Origin of the sequence: Streptomyces sp. NPDC005878, from assembly GCF_040629815.1 — a bacterium.
In the GTDB taxonomy this organism is placed as follows: Bacteria; Actinomycetota; Actinomycetes; order Streptomycetales; family Streptomycetaceae; genus Streptomyces.
On the sequence record NZ_JBEXWK010000012.1, the window covers coordinates 83474 to 103038 of the forward strand.

Consider the following 19565-nt stretch of genomic DNA (forward strand, 5'->3'; position numbering starts at 1 on the left):
GGCGCGATGAACCGGTACGGCAGGCTCCGCGGGTGGGGCGGCGTCGGCGGGATGGCGCTCGCCTGCGCCGCCGCCGCGTCCCTGCTGGTCCCGCTCTCGCGGCACGAGACGGGCGCGGACACCGCGCGGACCGGCGGCCCCGGTGTGGGGCGGGGCGTCCAGGCCAAGGCCGACACCTGCACCGACCCGGAGGCGAGCCTGCCGGCCTCGGACGCCGGCGGACCGAGCATCGAGAAGATCAAGAAGGCCGGCAAGCTGGTGGCGGGCGTCGACCAGAACAGCTTCCGCTGGGGGTACCGCAACCCGGCGAACGGAAAGCTCGAAGGGTTCGACATCGAGCTGGTGCGGGCGATCGCCAAGGACATCCTGGGCGACCCGGACGCGGTCGTCTACCGCGCCATCCCCACCAGCCGGCGCATCCCGGCCCTCCAGAACGACCAGGTCGACGTGGTCGTGCGGACGATGACCATCAACTGCAAGCGGATCGGCCAGGTCGCCTTCTCCTCCGCGTACTTCCAGGCGGGCCAGCAGGTGCTCGCCCCCAAGGAGTCGGCGATCACCGGCTACAACGCCACGCTGAAGGGCAAGAAGGTCTGCGTGGCGGCCGGCTCGACCGCGTTCGACGCGCTGGAGAAGGAGTCGTACGGGGCCGTCTACAAGGACCTGACCGTGCCCAGCCAGCTGGACTGCCTGGTGCGCCTCCAGCTCGGCCAGGCCGACGCGGTGGTCACCGACAGCGCGCTCGCCGCCAGCCAGGCCGCCCAGGACCCGGCGGTCCAGCTCAAGGGCGACCCGTTCACCAAGGAGTACTACGGGGTGGCGACCAAGCTGGAGAACACCGATCTGGTCCGCCGGATCAACCACGTCCTGGTGGACTACCGCAGCGGCGGCGACAACAGCCCGTGGATGAAGGCCTACCGCGACTGGCTCGCCGCCGACCTGCCCGGGATAACGGGCCCGCCCGAGCCCAAGTACCGTTCCTAGCGCCCGGCTTGACCCGCCCGGCACGACCGCACAGACACGCAGAGCAGAGAGGTGATCGATGGGCGCGGGATCCTTCCCCGGCTCCTCCTCGGGGAGGCCCGTCCGGCCGGTGCTCGACCGGGACGAGGTGGACCGCGCGCTGACCCGGCTCGACGCCGAGCACGAGGCCATCGAGACCTCGCTGCTCGCCCTCCAGGACCACGCGGGAAGACGCCTGCTGGAGGGCGCCGAACTGACCGGGGTCACCCGGGAGCGCTGGGCGACGGCCGAGCAGTCGATCACCGTGCTGTGGGCGTACTTCGACGCCTACAAGGCGGCCCTGGACGACGCCCGTGAGCTGCGCGAGCGGCGCCGCTGGCCCTCCCGCGAGGACCTGGTGGAGCTGACCGAGCGGCTGCGCGGCGAGTCGGTGACCGTCGCGGGCGCCGCCTCCCAGGCCGCCGCGCCGGCCGGCCCCGCCCGGCTGGCCGAGCGGTTCACCCTGGAGCAGCTGGTCAACCGGATGAACGAGCTGTACGCGCGCTCGCTCGACCTGGTCGTGGCCGCCGACGCGGTGTGGTCGGCGCTGCCCGCCCGGATAGACCTCCTGGCGGCGGAGCTGCACCGCACCCGGAGCCTGGCCCACTCGGTGGGCGTGCGCCCAGGGGAGCATCCGGCCGGCGACGACCTGGAGTCGATCACCGAGGAGCTGGTATCGCTGCGGGCGCAGGTGGTGTCGGACCCGCTGGCGTTCTGGCTACCCGCGCCGGGCAGCTCCGCCCCCGGCGGCGGCCGCCCGGACACCGAGCGCTACGACCGGGCCGCCCGCGCCCTGGACGACGTACGCCGGGAGATCGACGCCGTGCTGACGGTCCGTCAGGACGCCGAGATGCGGCTGGTGCGGCTGCGGGACGTGCTCTCCCGGGCGGACCGCACGCTCACCGAGGCGCGGGCGGCGCGCGGCGAGGTGCTGGCGAAGATCGCCGCGTCCGAGGTGCCCGCGGTGAGCGGCCCGCCGACCCGGCTCCAGGAGCGCCTGGTGGCCGCCGCCGAGTACCGCAGACACGCCCAGTGGCACCGGCTCTCCCCGCTCCTGGAGTCCCTGGAGCGCGAGGCGGAGGACGAACTGCTGCGCGCGCGGGAGTCCCTGACGGCCGTCACCGCGCCGCTGGCGGTCCGCGCGGAGCTGCGCGGCCGGCTCGACGCGTACAAGGCGAAGGTCGCCCGGCACGGCCTGGCCGAGGACCCGCTGCTCATGGAACGGTACGACGCGGCGCGCCGGATGCTGTGGTCCGCGCCCTGCGACCTGCGCGTCGCCGAGCAGGCGGTGCTCCGGTACCAGCAGGCGGCGGCGGAGGCGCTGGTTGCCGGACAGCCGGGCCCCGTCGACCAGAGGGGGGAATCGTGAGCGACCAGAAGCAGTGCCAGCGCCCCGGCTGCGAGGGCTCCTACGAGGACATGGGCGGCGGCGAGCTGTACTGCGACACCTGCGGCCTGGCGCCGGTGGTGTCGCTGAGCGGCGCCATCGCGCCGGCCCCGACGGGGATCACCGCGGGCGCCCGCAAGGGCAGCGGCTCCTCCTCCGCCCGCTCCGGGCGCTCCTCCGCCTCCTCCCGCTCCTCGCGCTCCGCCACCTCCCGGCGGTCGGTCTCGGGCCGCCTGTCGCGCTCGCTGACGGGGGCGGGCAGCGCGCGCTCGGTCTCGGTGCGCAGCTCGGGCCCGGCGACCGGCACCTCCGGCCGCAGCAGGCTCGGGGCCGGTCTGGTGACCGTGCCGGGCGTGCCGCGCCCCAATCCGGCGACGGCCGTGATGGAGCACCCGGAGGTCCCCGAGCGGAAGCGTTTCTGCTCGCGTGCGGACTGCGGGGCGCCGGTCGGCCGCTCGCGTGGGGAGCGGCCCGGGCGCACCGAGGGCTTCTGCACCAAGTGCGGCCACCCGTACTCGTTCGTCCCCAAGCTGCACCAGGGCGACATCGTGCACGGCCAGTACGAGGTGGCGGGCTGTCTGGCGCACGGCGGCCTCGGCTGGGTCTACCTCGCCGTGGACCGCGCGGTCTCCGACCGCTGGGTGGTCCTCAAGGGCCTGCTCGACACCGGCGACCAGGACGCGATGGCGGCCGCGATCTCCGAGCGCCGCTTCCTCGCCGAGATCGAGCACTCCAACATCGTGCGCATCTACAACTTCGTGGAGCACCTCGACCAGCGCACCGGCTCCATGGACGGCTACATCGTCATGGAGTACGTGGGCGGCAAGTCGCTCAAGGAGATCGCCAACGAGCGGCGCGGCCCGGACGGCAAGCGCGACCCGCTCCCCGTCGAACAGGCCTGCGCGTACGGGATCGAGGCGCTGGAGGCGCTCGGTCATCTGCACAGCCGCAACCTGCTCTACTGCGACTTCAAGGTCGACAACGCCATCCAGACCGAGGACCAGCTCAAGCTCATCGACATGGGCGCGGTGCGCCGGATGGACGACGACGAGTCGGCCATCTACGGCACGGTCGGCTACCAGGCCCCCGAGGTCGCCGAGGCGGGCCCCTCGGTCGCCTCCGACCTGTACACGGTCGCGCGCACGCTGGCGGTGCTCACCTTCGACTTCCAGGGCTACACCAACGTCTTCGCGGACAGCCTGCCGGACCCCGACCACATCGAGGTCTTCCGTACGTACGAGTCGTTCTACCGGTTCCTCGTCCGGGCCACCGACCCCGACCCCGCGCGCCGGTTCGCCTCCGCGCAGGAGATGGCCGAGCAGCTGACCGGGGTGCTGCGGGAGGTCGTGGCGCTCCAGACCGGCCGGCCGCGCCCCGCCCTGTCCACCCTGTTCGGCACCGAACTGCGGGTCACCGACACGACGTTGTTCGCGGAGCTCACCGGTGACGTGTCGGCGCTCGGGGCCCGGCCCGTGCCCGAGAGCCGGTGGACACGCAGACGCGCGGCGCGCTCCGCCGCGAACGGCTCACCCGCGCCCGGCGCCCCCTCCGCCGTGGTCCACACGGGCGGGGGCGCGGTGCCCGTCGCCGTGGCCGGGCCCACCGTCACCGCCGCGCCGCACCCCGCCCCCGGCACGGGCGCCGCGGTGCCGGGCGGCGCGCCCGCGCACACCGCCCTCGTCCCCACGCCCCGCGCCGGCGGCGCCCCCGCCCCGTACGGCGGGAGAGCCGACGGCGACGGCTATCTGCGGCCCCTCGACGCGCCCGCCACCGCGCTGGCGCTGCCGGTGCCGCACGTGGACCCGGGCGACCCCAACGCCGGTTTCCTGGCCGGTCTGATGGGCGCCGCGCCCGCCGAACTCATCGCCGCGCTGCGCACCGCGCCCGCCGACTCGGTGGAGAAGCGGCTGCGCGAGCTGCGCGCCCGGCTCGACCTCGGCGAACTCCTCTCCGCGGCCCGGGGCCTTGAGTCCCTGGAGGCCGACCACCCCGACGACTGGCGGGTGGTGTGGTACCGGGGCGTGGCCTCGCTGGTCTCCGGCGACCACGAGAACGCCGCGCTCTCCTTCGACGCCGTCTACGACGCGTTCCCGGGCGAGCCGACGCCCAAGCTGGCTCTCGGCGTGTGCGCGGAGGTGCTGGGCCAGCTCGACAACGCCGCCGAGTACTACCGGCTGGTGTGGACGACGGACCCCGGTTACGTCAGTGCCGCGTTCGGCCTGGCCCGGGTGCAGCTGGCCGCCGGGGAGCGCGAGGCGGCCGTGGCCACCCTGGAGTCGGTGCCGGAGGCCTCGATCCACTACACGGCGGCCCGGGTCGCCGCCGTGCGGGCGAGGCTGCGCCGGCGCGACCCGGGCGACGCCCTGCCGGCCGATCTGCGGGCCGCGGCGGACCAGGTGGAGGCGCTCCAGCACCTCGGTCTGGACGCGGTGCGCCGCGAGCGGCTGGCCGCCGAGGTCCTCGGCACCGCGCTCGACTGGGTACTCTCCGGAAGCCGGGGCAGCCCCGGTGAGGGCGGGCGGCCCGGCGACGGCCCGGGCGGCGGGGCCATACTGCTGGGCAGCGAGCTGGACGAACGAGGCCTGCGGTTCGGCCTGGAGCGTTCGTACCGGGTGCTCGCCCGGCTCGCCGGCAGCGGCGAGGAGCGGATCGAACTGGTGGAGCGGGCCAACCGCTTCCGCCCCCGGACGTGGGTGTGATTGATGGCGCAGATGCACCGGCCGGCAACCGGGACGTGCCCCGGCTGCCACGAGCCGCTGGAGTCGGGCGACCGGTACTGCGGGGCCTGCGGGTACGACCTGTCGGCCGTGCCCGCGGCCGCGGTGGACAGCCCGACGGTGGTCCTGGGCACCCCCGTGGCGGGTGAGGCATGGCCGGCCGCCCGCGCCGCGGAGGGCCCGGCGGCGGCCGCGGTGCACCTGCCCACCGATCTGCCCGGCACCGACTCGGGCGGCTCCCCGCTGCCCGGTCCCGCACGGCACGACGAGCCCGGCGGCGCGGCCGAGGCCGCGGAGTACCCGCTCCAGGCGCCCGACCCCCGCGCGGCCGACCCCTCCGCCCTCGGGGGCCGGGCCACCCACGTCAGCACGCCCCTGAAGGTCTGTGTGGCCTGCCGGGCCGGGCGGGTCGACGACGACGGGTACTGCGAGAACTGCGGCCACGCCCAGCCGCGCGAGCGCGACCACATGGAGCAGGAGCTCGGCCCGGTGGCGGCGGTCAGCGACCGGGGCCTGCGCCACCACCGCAACGAGGACGCGTTCGCGGTGTCCACCACCGCGCTGCCCGACGGCTCGCCCGCCGTGGTCGCGATCGTCTGCGACGGCGTCTCCTCCGCGACCCGCCCCGACGAGGCCTCGGCGGCCGCGGCGGCCCGCGCCAACGAGTCGCTGCTCCAGGCGCTGCCCCAGGGCACGCACCCCCAGCAGGCCATGCACGAGGCGATCGTGGCCGCGGCCGAGGCGGTCAACTCCCTGGCCGGCCCGCTGGCTCCGGCGCCCGACCACGACCCGCAGCGCCACCAGAACGCCCCGGCCTGCACCCTGGTCGGCGCCATCGCCGCGGGCGGCCTCCTGGTGGTCGGCTGGGTCGGCGACAGCCGCGCCTACTGGGTGCCCGACGACCGTACGACCCCGCCCGCCCGGCTCACCGAGGACGACTCCTGGGCCGCGCAGATGGTGGCGGCGGGCCTGATGAGCGAGGCCGACGCGTACGCGGACGAGCGGGCACACGCCATCACGGGCTGGCTCGGCGCCGACGCCTACGAACTGGAGCCGCACACCGCCGCGTTCAAGCCGGACCGCTCCGGCGTGGTCGTGGTCTGCACCGACGGGCTGTGGAACTACGCGGAGGGCGCCGAGGAGATGGCCGGCGCCGTGCCGGCGGACGCCGCCGAACGGCCGCTGCACAGCGCCCAGGTGCTGGTCGGCCACGCCCTGGACGGCGGGGGCCACGACAACGTAACAGTGGCCGTGGTGCCGTTCGCGGTCCCCCGGCCCGGGGCAGGATCCGCCTACAACTAGGCCGTGCCACCTGTTTTCCCCGCATTCTCGTCTCTTCAGGCCCGCGAGCCTCAAGGAGCCCCACAGATGGCCAACTTCTCCAAGCCGCCCGCCCCCCGGTTCTCCGTCGAGGTCTACCAGAACGAGTACCTGCCGGAGGGCGGCCGCGAGGTCAACGCGATCGTCACCGTGACGTCCATGGGTGGCGGGACGGTGGGCGGGACCGCCCTGACCGGGGCCGCGCTCTCGCCCTCGGCCGTGCCGGGGCAGGCGCCGGGTGCCGCTGTGGTGATCATGGTCGACTGCTCGGGGTCGATGGACTACCCGCCGACGAAGATGCGCAACGCGCGCGACGCGACGGCCGCCGCGATCGACACCCTGCGCGACGGCGTGACGTTCGCGGTGGTCGCGGGCACCCACCGGGCCGAGGAGGTCTACCCCGGCGGCGGCCGCCTGGCCACCGCCGGCCCGCACACCCGCGCCGAGGCCAAGGAGGCCCTGCGCAAGCTCAGCGCGGGCGGCGGCACCGCCATCGGCACCTGGCTGCGGCTCGCCGACCGGCTGCTGAGCTCGGCCGACGCACCGATCCGGCACGGCATCCTGCTCACCGACGGCCGCAACGAACACGAGTCGCCGGCCGCGCTCCAGGCGGCCCTGGAGGCCTGCGCGGGCCGCTTCACCTGCGACGCGCGCGGGGTCGGCACCGACTGGGAGGTCAAGGAGGTCACCGCGATCGCCTCCGCGCTGCTCGGCACCGCCGACATCGTGGCCGACCCCTCGGGCCTGGCCGCGGACTTCACGCGGATGATGGAGAACGCGATGGGCAAGGAGGTCGCGGACGTCGCGCTGCGGCTGTGGACACCGGTCGGCGTGGAGATCAGATTCGTCAAGCAGGTCGCGCCCGCCGTCGAGGACCTGACCGGCCGCCGCACCGAGGCGGGGCCGCGCGCCGGGGACTACCCGACGGGCTCGTGGGGCGACGAGTCGCGCGACTACCACGTGTGCGTGCTGGTCCCGGAGGCCGGAATCGGCCAGGAGATGCTCGCCGCCCGGGTCTCGCTGATCCTGCCCGACCCGGCGGGCGGCACCCCGCAGACCCTCTCGCAAGGGCTGGTCCGGGCGGTGTGGACCGAGGACATGGCCGCCTCGACCGCGATCAACCCCCAGGTCGCCCACTACACGGGTCAGGCCGAACTCGCCCAGGTCATCCAACAGGGCCTGGATGCCCGCAAGTCGGGCGATATCGACGGCGCCACCGCCAAACTCGGCCGGGCCGTCCAGCTCGCCGCCGCCTCCGGGAACGCCGATACGGCCAAGCTGCTCGCGAAGGTGGTGGACGTCGTCGACGAGGCGACGGGTACTGTGCGACTGAAGGCGAAGGTCGCGGAGGCGGACGAGATGACTCTCGAAACCCGCTCGACGAAGACCGTACGCGTGAAGAAGTGACGACGGGAACGACCCGGGCACCGGCCCGGGGGCGCGCCGCACGCAGCGGTGCGCGGTAGCGAGACGACGTGAGTGCCTCGGCCCGAGGGGCCGGACGAGGAGAGGGGGAAGCGACTCCATGCCGACCTGCCCGAACGGACACCAGTCGGGTTCCGACGACTGGTGCGAGGTCTGCGGCCATCGCATGGGCGCCGTGCCGCCGCCTCCCCCGCCCCCGCCGGCCTTCCCCGGACCGCCCCCGCAGGGCGGCTACGGCTATCCCGGTGCCGAGGCGCCCGCCACCCCGGCGGAGCTCTGCCCGCAGTGCCGCACGCCCCGGGAGGGCAACACGCCCTTCTGCGAGGAGTGCCGCTGGAACTACCTCACCCGGACGGCGACCTCGTACACGCCGCTGGCGCCCCAGCCCTCCCCCGGGCGGGGCGAGGGCCTCAACCTGCCGCCCGGGTTCCAGTCGCCGCCGCGCCACACCCAGGCGCCCCCGGCGCCCCCGGCCCAGCAGCAGCGCGACCCGTTCGAGTACCAGAGCTCGCGGCCCTCGCAGGTCAACCGGCCCGCGGAGCCGCTCACCGGCGACCCCTCGCAGCAGCAGGGGCCGCCGCAGGCGTTCCGCCAGGGACCGCCGCCGCCGCCGAACGGGGACCCGTCCCCGCGGCAGGGCCCGCCGCCGCACTTCCAGCAGGGGCCGCCGCCCCCGCCCGCCTTCCAGCAGGCGGGGCCGCCCGCGCCCCCGGCGTTCCGGCCGCCGGCCCGTGCGGAGGACGACGACTGGATGATCCAGCCGCCGTCCCAGTCGCAGCCGCCGCAGCAGCACACCCAGGCGCCGCAGGCCCACCAGGCTCCGCAGCAGCCCCAGCCGCCGCAGCAGCAGTTCCAGGCCCCGCCGCCCCAGCAGGCCGGCTGGACGGTGACCATCGGCCCGGACCGCGAGTACTTCATGGCGATGATGCAGCGCAGCGGGCCCGAGGCCGCCGGGCTCAACCTGCCCGCGTACTCCCCCGAGCAGCAGCGCCGCCTCACCGGCAACCAGCTCACCATCGGCCGCCGCCGCCACTCCACCGGCGAGGCGCCCGACATCGACCTGGCCGTGCCGCCGGAGGACCCGGGCGTCTCGCACCAGCACGCGGTCCTGGTCCAGCAGCCCGACGGCAGCTGGGCGGTGGTCGACCAGAACTCCACCAACGGCACCACCGTCAACGGCGCCGAGGAGCCCATCCAGCCCTATGTGCCGGTCCCGCTCCAGGACGGCGACCGGGTGCACGTGGGCGCCTGGACGACGCTGACCGTCCGGCGGGGCTAGGGCGCGACGCGCCCTAGGGCGCGTCCCTCGGCGCGGCGTCCCGCAGGGGCCAGGTGTGCGGTCCCTGCGGGTCGTCCAGCCAGGCCCACTGCCGCTCGCCGCTGACCGTCACGCCGAACCGCTCGCGCCGGGGCCGCCCCTCGCGCTGCCACAGCGCGTACGCCTCGTACGGGTCCAGGCTGTCCGCGGTCAGCACCAGCAGGAAGCGGAAGAGCTCGTTCTCCAGACCCGGGCGGGTCAGCGGGCCGCGCTCCCGGGCCTCGGGCGCGGGCACGGTGCCGCGCAGCGGGACGAAGTAGGCCGGGGTGTCCAGGAAGTGCCCCTCGGCGTGCCCCGCGTCGCGCACCCTCAGCAGGATCAGGCCGGTCGCCAGCGGGGCCTCGATCAGCGCGCCGGGCGTGCACTGCGCCAGCCATCCGGCCGGGACCGACGGCAGGGTGCAGGTGGCGATGATCCGGTCGAAGGGCGCCCGGGACGGGCAGCCGCGTGCCCCGTCGCCGGTCACCACCGCGGGGTGGAAGCCCGCGGCCGTCAGATGCGTCCGGGCCGACTCGGTGATCTCCGGTTCCAGGTCGACGGTGGTGACCCGCTCCTCGCCCAGCCGGTGGCTGAGCAGCGCCGCGTTGTAGCCGGTCCCGGCGCCGATCTCCAGGACCGTGTGCCCGTCCCGGACGTCCAGGACCTCCAGCATCCGCGCCATCAGCGACGGCTGGCTGCTGGAGGAGAGCAGCTCCCCGTCGCGCAGCCGGGTGGCCAGCGGGATGTCGGTGTAGACCCCCTCCAGCCAGCGCGCCCGGCGCCGCGGGTCCGGGTCCTCGCCCCACAGCCGCTCGTAGCCGCCGGGCCGCCCGACGAAGTAGTACGGCACGAAGAGGTGGCGCGGCACCTCCTCGAAGGCTGCCCGCCAGGCCGGGTCGGCGAGCTCGCCCCCGGCCGCGATCCGCGCGACGAGGGCCGCCCGCGCCTCGGCGGCCGGATCCCGGTATGCGCCCATAGGTCCACTGTGCTGCGCCGGGGCCCGGGAGGCGAGCGGTCGTACGCCGCCGCGGGCCCGGGGGCGGGTGGTCCTAGGCCCCCGGTCCTCGGCCGCCCCGTCTGAGACCATGGACACGTGAATGAGATTCCGCGCGGCACGCTTCAGGAGCAGACTTTCTACGAGCAGGTCGGCGGCGAGGAGACCTTCCGGCGCCTGGTCCACCGGTTCTACCGGGGCGTCGCCGAGGACCCGCTGCTGCGGCCGATGTATCCGGAGGGCGATCTGGGCCCGGCCGAGGAGCGGCTCGTCCTCTTCCTGATCCAGTACTGGGGCGGCCCGCGCACCTACAGCGACCACCGCGGCCACCCCCGGCTGCGGATGCGCCACGCGCCGTTCACCGTCGACCGCGCCGCGCACGACGCCTGGCTGACCCACATGCGGGAGGCCGTGGACGAGCTGGGGCTCTCCCCGGAGCACGAGACGACGCTCTGGAACTACCTGACGTACGCGGCCGCCTCCATGGTCAACACGGCGGAGTAGAGCGGAACTTCACCTTCCGCAGGCCCGGCCCCGGAATGCGGGTCTCCGGGAGCGCATTCCGGTCACGATCCGGTCAAGGTGACCCCGCAAGCGGTTTCCACCGCCCCGCCCCCTCTGAAAGCATCCGTACAGACTTTCGGGGGCGGGGCGGGACCATGGGGGCCGTGTGACGGGGTTCGTGTTTCTGCGGGTGCGCGCGCACCGGCTGCTGCTCGCCGCCGCGCTGCTCGCGGTCGTGCTCACCACCTCGGTACTGGCCGCCCTGACCGCGTTCTCCGGCTCCATCGGGGACGCGGCCCTGCGCCACACCCTGACCACCCGGTCCGCGGCCCCCGCCGCGCTGGTCGTCAAGGCGTCCGTCCCCGAGGCGAAACGGCAGGCCGCCGACGCCGCCGTACGGGCGGGCGCCAGCCGCACCTTCGACCGGCTCCCCGTCACCACAGCCACGTTGACGCAGTCCGGGCCGTACGCCCTGCCGCGCACCCTCCAGTCCCCCGACGCCCGCAAGGGCGACGAGCCGGACCTCACGCTCTTCGCCGCCGTCGACCGCGCCCGCGTCAGACTGACCGGCGGCGGCTGGCCCGGGCCGCCGGGCACCGGCCGCGAGATCCAGGCCGCGCTCCCCGAGAGCGCCGCGGCCCAGCTCGGCCTGCGCCACTGGCCCACCGTGCTGCCCCTCACCGACCGGCTGAACGGCCCGGCCGTCCAGGTCCGGATCACCGGCGTCTACCGGCCCGTCGACATCACCGACGCGTACTGGCAGCTGGACGACCTCGGCGGCCGCGGCTCGCGCCGGGTCAACTTCACCACCTACGGACCCCTGCTCACCGACCCCGCCGCGCTCACCGGCGGACGGCTCAGCGCCGGCCAGCGGTCCTGGCTGGCCACCGCCGACTTCTCCGGCCTGACCACCGACCGCATCGCCGCCCTGCGCACGGCGGCCGAGGCGGGGCCCAAGTCCCTGGTGGGCGGCGGGGTGTTCGCGGGCGACGCGACCGCCACCACCGGACTGCCCGACGTACTCGACGGGGCCGAGCGCTCCCTGCTCGTCTCCCGCTCCACCCTGCTCATCGTGGCCCTGCAACTGGTGCTGCTCGCCGGGTACGCGCTGCTGCTCGTGGCCCGGCTGCTCAGCAGCGAGCGCACCGGCGAGACCGAGCTGCTGCGGGCCCGCGGCGGCTCCCGCGCCCGCCTCCTCGGGCTCTCCGCCACCGAGGCGCTGCTGCTCGCCGTCCCGGCGGCGATCGGCGCCCCGCTGCTCGCCGGGCCGCTCACCCGCCTCCTCGCGGGCCACGGCCCGCTCGCCCGCAGCGGCGTCCATCTGGAGACCGCCCCCACCGGCACGGTGTGGCTGGTCGCGACGCTGGTCGCGCTGGGGTGCGCGGCCGCCGTGGTGGCCCCGGCCCTGTCGGCCGGGCGGACCACCCGCGGCCGGGCCGCCACCCTGCCCGCCTCCGTGCGCGCCGGGGCCGATGTCGGGCTCCTGGTGATCGCCGGGGTCGCCTACTGGCAACTGGACCGCCAGACCTCCGGCTCCGGGGCGCTCAGCGACACCGGCGGCGGCGGCCTCGGCATCGACCCGCTCCTGGTGGCCGCCCCCGCCCTCGCCCTGCTCGCCGGGACCGTACTGACCCTGCGGCTGCTGCCGCCCGCCGCCAAGCTCGCCGAGCGGCGGGCCGCCGGCGGGCGCGGGCTTTCGGCGGCGCTCGCGGGCTGGCAGTTCAGCCGCCGCCCGCTGCGCGGCGCGGGCCCGGTGCTGCTGCTGGTGCTCGCGGTCGCCATGGGCATGCTGGCGATCGGCCAGTCCGCGTCCTGGGACCGCTCGCAGGAGGACCAGGCGGACTTCCGCGCGGGCACCCCGCTCCGGGTCTCCGGGTCGAGCCTGAACGGCTTCGGCCAGGCCGGTTCGTACGACAAGATCCCCGGCGTGACGACGGTGGCCCCGGCGTCCCGCTCCTCGCTGGAGCTCTCCGGCGGGCGCTCCGGGACGCTGCTGGCCCTGGACACCGCGCACGCGGACGGCCTGCTGCTGCGCCCCGGCCTCGGCGACCGCCCGGCCCGCGCGCTGCTGGCCGAACTCACCCCGCGCCCGGCGGCCCGCAGCGGGGTGCCGCTGCCGGCGGACGCCGCCGAGCTCGTCCTCGGCCTGCGGATCGACACCGAGGGCGCCCCGGGCGGGGCCTCCTCCGACCCGCTCACCCTGAACCTGACGGCGGTGGTCGAGGACCGCTTCGGCATCCAGTACCGCCTCCCGGCCGGGACCCTGGAGGCCGACGGGCGGGCGGCCGAGCGCCGGCTCTCCCTCGACCTCGCGGCCGGCGCCCCGGTGGGGCACCCGGCCGCGCCGCTCGCCCTCACCAGGCTCGACCTGGAGTTCAGCGTGCCGGAGAACGACGAGAGGCAGCGGTTCACCGTGCGCGAGCTGAAGAGCGTGGCGCGGGACGGACGCACCACCGCCGTCCCCGTTCCCGCCGCCGACGGCTGGCGGGCCACCTCCATGGAGGTCGCCACCCGCCCCGTCGGCGTGGTCGCCCTGACCCCGAGGACCGACGGGCAGGGCCTCGGCGTGCCGTACACCACGGGATCGAGCCCGCCGGCCGGCCCCTTCTCGACGTCGGTTCCCAGCCGTACCGTCCGGCTCGCCGCCGTACGGCCCGCCGCCCCCGCGCTGACCGCGATCGCCACCGACCGGTTCCTGGCCTCCAGCGGCACCCGGGTCGGCCAGACCGTCACCACCGTCCTGGCCGGTCAGACCCTGCGCGCGAAGGTCGTCGACCGGATGGCCGAGTTCCCCACCACCGGGTCCGGGGCGCGGAGCACCGCCGGGGACGGCCGCGACGGCGGCGCGCTCGTGCTCGACCTGCGCGCCGTCAACCAGGCGCTCGCCGGCACCGGCGACAGCCTGGCCCCGACCGAGTGGTGGCTCACCACCGCCCCCGGCGACGAGGCCCGCGCCGCCGCCGCGCTGCGGGCCCGGCCCGACATGGACCCGCAGCAGGTGGTGGTGCGCGCCGAGGTCGCCGAGCGGTTGCGCGACGACCCGCTGGGCGCGGGCCCGCAGGCCGCGCTCATCGCCGCCGCGATCGCGGCGGCTGCCCTGGCGGCGGTCGGCTTCGGCGTGAGCGCGGCGGGCTCGCTGCGCGAACGCGGCGCCGAGTTCGCCGTGCTGCGGGCCCTGGGCACCCCGCGCCGCCAGCTGGCCCGGCTGATCGCGGCCGAGCAGGGGGTGCTGATCGCACTGGCGCTGCTGGTGGGCCTGGCGCTCGGCGAGGTGCTCACCCGCGCGGTGGTGCCGCTGATCGTGCTGACCGGGCAGGCCACCCAGCCGGTACCGAAGGTGCTGGTGGAGCTGCCCGCCGGGCGGCTCGCCGTGCTCTTCGCGGGAGTCGCCGCCGTACCACTGCTGATCGTCGCGACCCTGGCGCTGCGGCGCACCGACCCGGCGGTCTCGCTGCGCCACCAGGGGGACAACTGACGTGAGGACCAAGGCCGTTGCCCCCTGGGTGCGCACCCGGCTGCGGACCGCGCCGGGCGCCGCGGGCGCGCTCGCCCTGCTGGTGGCGCTCACCGCGTTCCTCGCGGGCGCGCTGCCGCGCGGCGTCGACGGGTACGAGGACCGGGGCCTGCGCCACGCGGTCGCGTCGGCCGCCCCGGAGAACACGGTGCTGCGGCTGGCCGGCGCGCTGCCCGTCACCAACGACCCCGAGCACCCCGACCCCGGCACCGCGCTCGGTCCGCGGGCCATGGAGCGCGGCTTCCGCGAGCGGATGGCGGCGGTCCCGGCACCGCTGCGGCCGGACGAGGCCCAGACGGCGTACGGGGTGCGCACCACCCAGAAGGTGGTCACGGACCCCCGGCTGGACCCGTGGCTGCCCCGGCCCGAGAGCCTGCCGGTACGGCTGCTGATCGCCTCCCGGTCCTCCCTGGCCGACCACGGCCGCCTGGTCGCCGGACGGCTGCCCACCGCGACGGCGAAGGCGGGCTCCGTCACGGCGGAGGCCGCGGTGACCGTCACGACCGCCAAGGCGCTGCACATCTCCCCCGGTTCGGTCGTCCACGTGCCCGGCGCCGGGAGCGAACCGCTGGCGATCCGGATCACCGGGATCGTGCGGCCGCTGAAGCCGGAGGCGAGCTACTGGGCCACCGCGTCGGTCCTGCGCGACCCCGCGTTCACCCCCATGTCCCCGGAGCCGGACGCGCCGCACTACTGGTACGCGGGACTGCTGCTCGGCGACGGCTCGGCGCCCGTGCTCCTCGGCGCGGACGGAAACGCCGAGCTGTACACGGACATCGCCCCGGCCGCCGCCGCCATGAACGCCCGCCGCCTCCCCGGCCTGTCCACCTCGGTGGCTTCCCTGGAGGGCGGCCCGGCGCTCGCCGCGCTGCGCCAGTCGGCCGGCCCCGGCACCACGGTCGCCACCGAACTCGACGCGGTCCTCACGCAGTACGCCTCCGTACGCGACTCGATCACCCCGGTCGTCGCCGTCGCCACCTTCGGCACGGGAACGGTCGCCGCGGTGGTCCTGCTGATGGCGGGCGGCCTCGCGGCGGCCCGCCGCACCACCGAACTCACCCTGCTGCGCGCCCGGGGCGGCTCACTGCCCGGCATCGGCGCCCGGCTGGCCGCCGAGACGGCGGTGGTGGCGCTCCCGTCGGCGGCCCTGGGCCTGGCCCTGGCGGTCCTGACCGTACGCGGCGGACGGCTCGGCCCCGCGCTGCTCGCCGCGGCCGCGGTGGCGGCGGTGGCGTGTCTGGCCCTGCCGGTACGGGCGATGGCCGCCCACCGTACGGTCCGCACCGCCGCCGACCGCGACGACCTGGTACGCGCCAGACCCTCCCGGCGCCGCACGGTGGCCGAACTGACGCTGCTGGTCCTGGCCGCGGGCGCGGTGTACGCCCTGCGCCGGCGCAGCACGGCGGCGGGCTCCGACACACTGGTCAGCTCGGCGCCGGTGCTGATCGGCGTGATGGCGGCGCTGCTCCTCGTCCGGCTGTATCCGCTGCCCCTGCGCTGGGCGGCCCGCCCGGCCGCACGGCTGCGCGGCACGGTCGGCTTCCTCTCGCTGGCCCGCGCGGGCCGCGCCCCCGGCGGCGGGGTCCTCCCGCTGCTCGCCCTGCTCACCGCGCTGACCACGGCCGCGTTCGGCGGCTCGGTGCTCGCCGGGGTGGCGGACGCGCGCGACCGGGCGGCGCTCTACACGACGGGCGCGGACGCGCGGATCGACAGCCAGGGACCGCTGCCGCCGGGCCTCGCGGACCGGGTCGCCAAGGTCGGCGGGGTGGCACGGGTGGCCGCGGCGCGCGTCGAGTACGGCGTGGGGCTGCCGTCCGGCGACAAGGCCGCGGTGATCGGCGCGGACCCGTCCCCGTACGCCCGTCTCACCGCGGGCACCGGCCTCGGCGCGATCCGGGCCGACGACCTCAGGACCCGCCACGGCGGGGCGCTGGCGGCGATCGCCTCACCGAAGGTGGCCGCCGACCTGGGCCGGGGGCCGCGCGAGGTGCGGGTGGCGGGCTACCGCCTCCAGGTCGAGGTGGTCGCGGTGCGCGAGCGCACCCCGGCCGTCCCGCGCGGCGACTACCTGCTGGTGGACCTGGCGGGACTGGGCGCGCGGGAGCCGACGACGCTGCTGGTGGCGGGGACGGGCCTGGACGCGGCGGCCCTGCGCCGCACGGTCGAGCCCTCCCGCGCCGCCGACGCCCCCACGGTCCAGCTCCGCTCGGAGGCCCGGCACAAGCTGGTCGACTCCCCGCTCCAGTCGGGGGCGGAAGGCGTCTACGGGGCGGCGGTGGCGGCGGGCGCCGGGTACGCGGTGCTGGCGCTGCTGCTCTCGCTGCTGCGGGGCGCGCCGGAACGGTCGGCGCTGCTCGCGAGGCTGCGGACGATGGGTCTCACCCGCCGCCAGGGCCGCCGGCTGCTGATCCTGGAGGCGCTGCCGCAGGCGGCCCTGGCCGCGCTCGGCGGCGCGCTCACCGGCTGGGCGGCGACGGAGCTGCTGGCCCCCGGCGTGGACCTGACCGGCCTGGCCCTGGCGGCGTCGCCGTCGGCGGCGGCGGCCGCGGCCGGGGGCGGACTGCGCACGGATCCGCTGTCGCTCCTGGTCCCGGCGGTGTGCGTGGTGGCACTGGCGGCGGGAGTGGCGGCGGCACAGGCGTGGTGGACGAGCCGGCGTGGCTCGGTCACGGAGCTGAGGGCGGGAGACGCGAGATGACGGGGCCGGAGACGGAGACGAGCGAGGGCGCCGGGGCGGGTGCGGGACCGGGCGCGGGGCCGGGGTCCGGGCCGGGTGCGGGGCCGGGACCGCGGGCGGGGTCCGGGTCGCGGGTGCGCACGCTGTCGGAGCTGGAGGAGCGGGCGGCGGCGCGGCGCGACCGCCCCGCGTACGGCCATGACGCCCTGATCGCCTGCGACCGCCTGGTCCGGATCTTCACCACGGACGGCGTGGAGGTCCAGGCGTTGCAGGGTCTGGACCTGCTGGTCGCCGAGGGCGAGCTGATGGCCCTGGTGGGGGCGTCCGGCAGCGGGAAGTCCACGCTGATGAACATCCTGGCCGGCCTGGACGTGCCCACCGCGGGCCAGGCGAAGGTGGCGGGCCGGGACCTGCTGTCGATGGACGCGAAGGCGAGGCTGGACTACCGCAGGGAGGTGGTCGGCTTCGTCTGGCAGCAGACGGCGAGGAACCTCCTGCCGTATCTGACGGCGGCCCAGAACGTCTCCCTCCCGCTCCAGCTGCGCGGCCGCCGCGCGAAGAACAGGTCGACGCGCGCGGACGACCTCCTCACGCTCCTGGACGTGGCCCACTGCCGCGACCGCCGCCCCCACCAGATGTCCGGCGGCGAACAGCAGCGGGTGGCGATCGCCGTCGCCCTCGCCAACAACCCGGCGGTCCTGCTGGCGGACGAGCCGACGGGCGAACTCGACTCCGCCACGGCGGAACAGATCTTCGCGGCGTTCCGCACGGCCAACGAGGAGCTGGGCACGACGATCGTCATCGTCACCCACGACCAGACGGTCGCGACGGAGGTCCGCCGCACGGTGGCGATCCGCGACGGCCGCACCTCGACGGAGGTCCTGCGCCGCACGCACCTGAACGAGCAGACGGGCGAGGAGTCCGTGATCTCCCGCGAATACGCGATGCTCGACCGAGCGGGCCGCCTCCAACTCCCCGCGGAGTACACGGAAGCACTGGCGATGGAACGCCGAGTACTCCTGGAACTGGAACAGGACCACATCCAGGTGTGGCCGGACGGGGGTGGGGAGTAAAGAGTGCGGGGGTGCGGGTGCGGGGTGGGGCGCGTGTGCGGGGGTGCGGGTTGCGGCCCGGAGCGCGTCTGCGGGCTGACTGTGACTGAGCGCGCAGTTCCCCGCGCCCCTGATCGGTTCGGTGTCCGGCTGCCGGTTGTCGTGGGCTGGTCGCGCAGTTCCCCGCGCCCCTTCAAGGCCCGGAGTTCGGCTGCCGGTTGACTTGGGCTGAGCGCGCAGTTCCCCGCGCCCCCAAGGGGTCCGAAGGCACGCGGAACAGCCGGCTCAGCCCCAGTTCTTGAGGGGCGCGGGGAACTGCGCGAGCAACCCACCACCGGCCCGCAGCCGAAGTCCCGGCCCAATAAGGGGCGCGGGGAACTGCGCGAGTGGCCCAGCACGGTCCGCTGACAAAGGACGGGGCCCGGGGGCGAAGCCCTCGGGGAAACGTGGGACAGGGCCCGGCGCGGAGCCCAGCCCCGGGGAAACGTCAGCGCGGGGACAACGGCAGGGCCCCGACCCCCGCCCTCCGAACCGCCACAGACCCATACGCCGTACGAAGCCGCAACCACGGCCCCGCCCCCAGCAAGGCCACCTCCGCCCCACCCCCGGACGGGGACGAGGACGAGGACGAGGATGAGGACGCACCGGCCCGCAGGAACCCCAGGGACTGCGCCGCATGCACCACCCGCAGCGGCACCCCGGTCTCCCCCAGCGTCCGCGACCAGATCTCCCGCCCGATCCGCTCCCGCTCGGCCCGCGTACGCGACTCCTCCGGCAGCGCCTCGTCCCGCGCACGGAACTCCGCCACCGCGGCCGCGACCGCGCCCCGCATCTCCTCGGGCGAGGGCAGCCCGGGCAGCCGGCGCCAGCCGCCGCGCGGCGGGAGCACTCCGGCCCACGGCGGCCCGGTCACCGCGGCCGGGACCACCACCGCCGACGCGGGCTCGTCGAGGGCCTCCAGGAGCTCACCCGCCGACACGGTGACGTCGAGCTCCACCACCGCGTCCAGCCGCACCGTACGAATCGCCAGCACCTCGAACGCCGGCGGGCGCCCGAACACCGCCAGCGCCCCGGCCCCGGCCTGCAGCCGCACGGCCGCCGACCGGTCGTAGTGGATCAGCCGGGCCAGGAAGGCGGCGAGATCCGCCACCTCCCCGGCGTCGGCGAAGCCCAGCTTCACGGTCATGCCGCGGCCCGCTCCGACCCCGCGGGCTTCCCCGCACCGCCGCCCGCAGCGCCGCGCGCAGCACCGCCCGCACCGGCCGGGCCCTCGACGTACTCCTGGAGGAACGCCTTCTCCTCCGCGGAGATCCGCCGGGGCCGCCCCGCCGCCAGGTCGTACGGCACCACGACCGTGGACGCCCGCACATACACCTGCTCGGGGTCCTTGATCTCGTACGCGATCGTCAGCGACGCCGCGCCGATCTTCGTGACCCACGACTCGACGGTCACCGGCTCGTGGCGGTGCACCAGCGGCCGTACGTAGTCGATCTCGTGCCGGGCCACGACGGACCCGCCCGAGAACGACGGCGAGCCGTCCCCCGGCGCCAGCCGGAACATGAAGTCGATCCGGGCCTCCTCCAGATAGCGGAGGAAGACCACGTTGTTGACGTGCCCGAAGGCGTCCATGTCCGACCAGCGGAGCGGGCAGCTGTAGATGTGGCGAGCCAAGAAGA

At 76.0% G+C, this 19565-nt stretch carries 13 protein-coding genes; 10 read left to right on the forward strand and 3 right to left on the reverse strand.

Going from position 1 to position 19565, the window contains the following annotated elements; translation table 11 throughout:
- Positions 1-6 precede the first annotated feature (6 nt).
- The 6 genes from ABZ404_RS19615 (at position 7) to ABZ404_RS19640 (ending at position 9130) form a co-directional block, all read left to right on the forward strand.
- Positions 7-984 (forward strand): glutamate ABC transporter substrate-binding protein, encoded by a 978-nt coding sequence (locus ABZ404_RS19615; RefSeq protein WP_358831486.1) that lies wholly within the window; start codon positions 7-9, stop codon positions 982-984.
- A gap of 58 nt (positions 985-1042) precedes the next feature.
- The gene (locus ABZ404_RS19620; protein ID WP_358831487.1) at positions 1043-2371 is read left to right on the forward strand and encodes a hypothetical protein; all 1329 of its coding nucleotides are present in this window, start codon (positions 1043-1045) and stop codon (positions 2369-2371) included.
- Between the two features lie 50 nt (positions 2372-2421).
- On the forward strand, positions 2422-5088 hold the full coding sequence (locus ABZ404_RS19625; RefSeq protein WP_358990624.1) for a tetratricopeptide repeat protein: 2667 nt from the start codon (positions 2422-2424) through the stop codon (positions 5086-5088).
- Positions 5089-5091: 3 nt separating this feature from the next.
- Positions 5092-6408 (forward strand): PP2C family serine/threonine-protein phosphatase, encoded by a 1317-nt coding sequence (locus ABZ404_RS19630; protein ID WP_358836510.1) that lies wholly within the window; start codon positions 5092-5094, stop codon positions 6406-6408.
- Positions 6409-6474: 66 nt separating this feature from the next.
- Positions 6475-7833, forward strand: a complete 1359-nt coding sequence (locus tag ABZ404_RS19635; RefSeq protein ID WP_358836509.1) for a VWA domain-containing protein — start codon at positions 6475-6477, stop codon at positions 7831-7833.
- 118 nt (positions 7834-7951) lie between these two features.
- Complete coding sequence (locus ABZ404_RS19640; protein ID WP_358836508.1) at positions 7952-9130, forward strand: FHA domain-containing protein; 1179 nt, start codon at positions 7952-7954, stop codon at positions 9128-9130.
- A 13-nt stretch (positions 9131-9143) separates the two neighbouring features.
- Here the strand turns inward: ABZ404_RS19640 and ABZ404_RS19645 are convergent, their stop codons facing one another.
- Positions 9144-10124: a methyltransferase domain-containing protein gene (locus ABZ404_RS19645; protein WP_358836507.1), complete on the reverse strand. Its 981-nt coding sequence runs from the start codon at positions 10122-10124 to the stop codon at positions 9144-9146.
- Between the two features lie 117 nt (positions 10125-10241).
- Here ABZ404_RS19645 and ABZ404_RS19650 point away from each other — a divergent pair, with 117 nt between their 5' ends.
- From ABZ404_RS19650 to ABZ404_RS19665, 4 genes are all read left to right on the forward strand, one after another.
- Positions 10242-10646 (forward strand): globin, encoded by a 405-nt coding sequence (locus ABZ404_RS19650; RefSeq protein ID WP_358836506.1) that lies wholly within the window; start codon positions 10242-10244, stop codon positions 10644-10646.
- A 166-nt stretch (positions 10647-10812) separates the two neighbouring features.
- Complete coding sequence (locus tag ABZ404_RS19655) at positions 10813-14121, forward strand: FtsX-like permease family protein (RefSeq protein WP_358990607.1); 3309 nt, start codon at positions 10813-10815, stop codon at positions 14119-14121.
- 1 nt (position 14122) lies between these two features.
- Positions 14123-16858 carry an FtsX-like permease family protein gene (locus ABZ404_RS19660; RefSeq protein ID WP_358990610.1) on the forward strand — a complete coding sequence of 912 codons (2736 nt, stop codon included), beginning with the start codon at positions 14123-14125 and terminating at the stop codon, positions 16856-16858.
- A 113-nt stretch (positions 16859-16971) separates the two neighbouring features.
- A complete protein-coding gene (locus ABZ404_RS19665) occupies positions 16972-17910 on the forward strand; it encodes an ABC transporter ATP-binding protein (protein ID WP_358832198.1) in 939 nt (312 codons plus the stop codon).
- A gap of 466 nt (positions 17911-18376) precedes the next feature.
- On the opposite strand, the gene ABZ404_RS19670 is transcribed toward ABZ404_RS19665, so the two are convergent.
- Both ABZ404_RS19670 and ABZ404_RS19675 read right to left on the reverse strand, forming a co-directional pair.
- A complete protein-coding gene (locus ABZ404_RS19670; protein ID WP_358832197.1) occupies positions 18377-19075 on the reverse strand; it encodes a hypothetical protein in 699 nt (232 codons plus the stop codon).
- Positions 19072-19560 carry a thioesterase family protein gene (locus ABZ404_RS19675; protein WP_358832196.1) on the reverse strand — a complete coding sequence of 163 codons (489 nt, stop codon included), beginning with the start codon at positions 19558-19560 and terminating at the stop codon, positions 19072-19074. Before ABZ404_RS19675 ends, ABZ404_RS19670 begins: the two co-directional genes overlap by 4 nt.
- Positions 19561-19565: the final 5 nt, after the last annotated feature.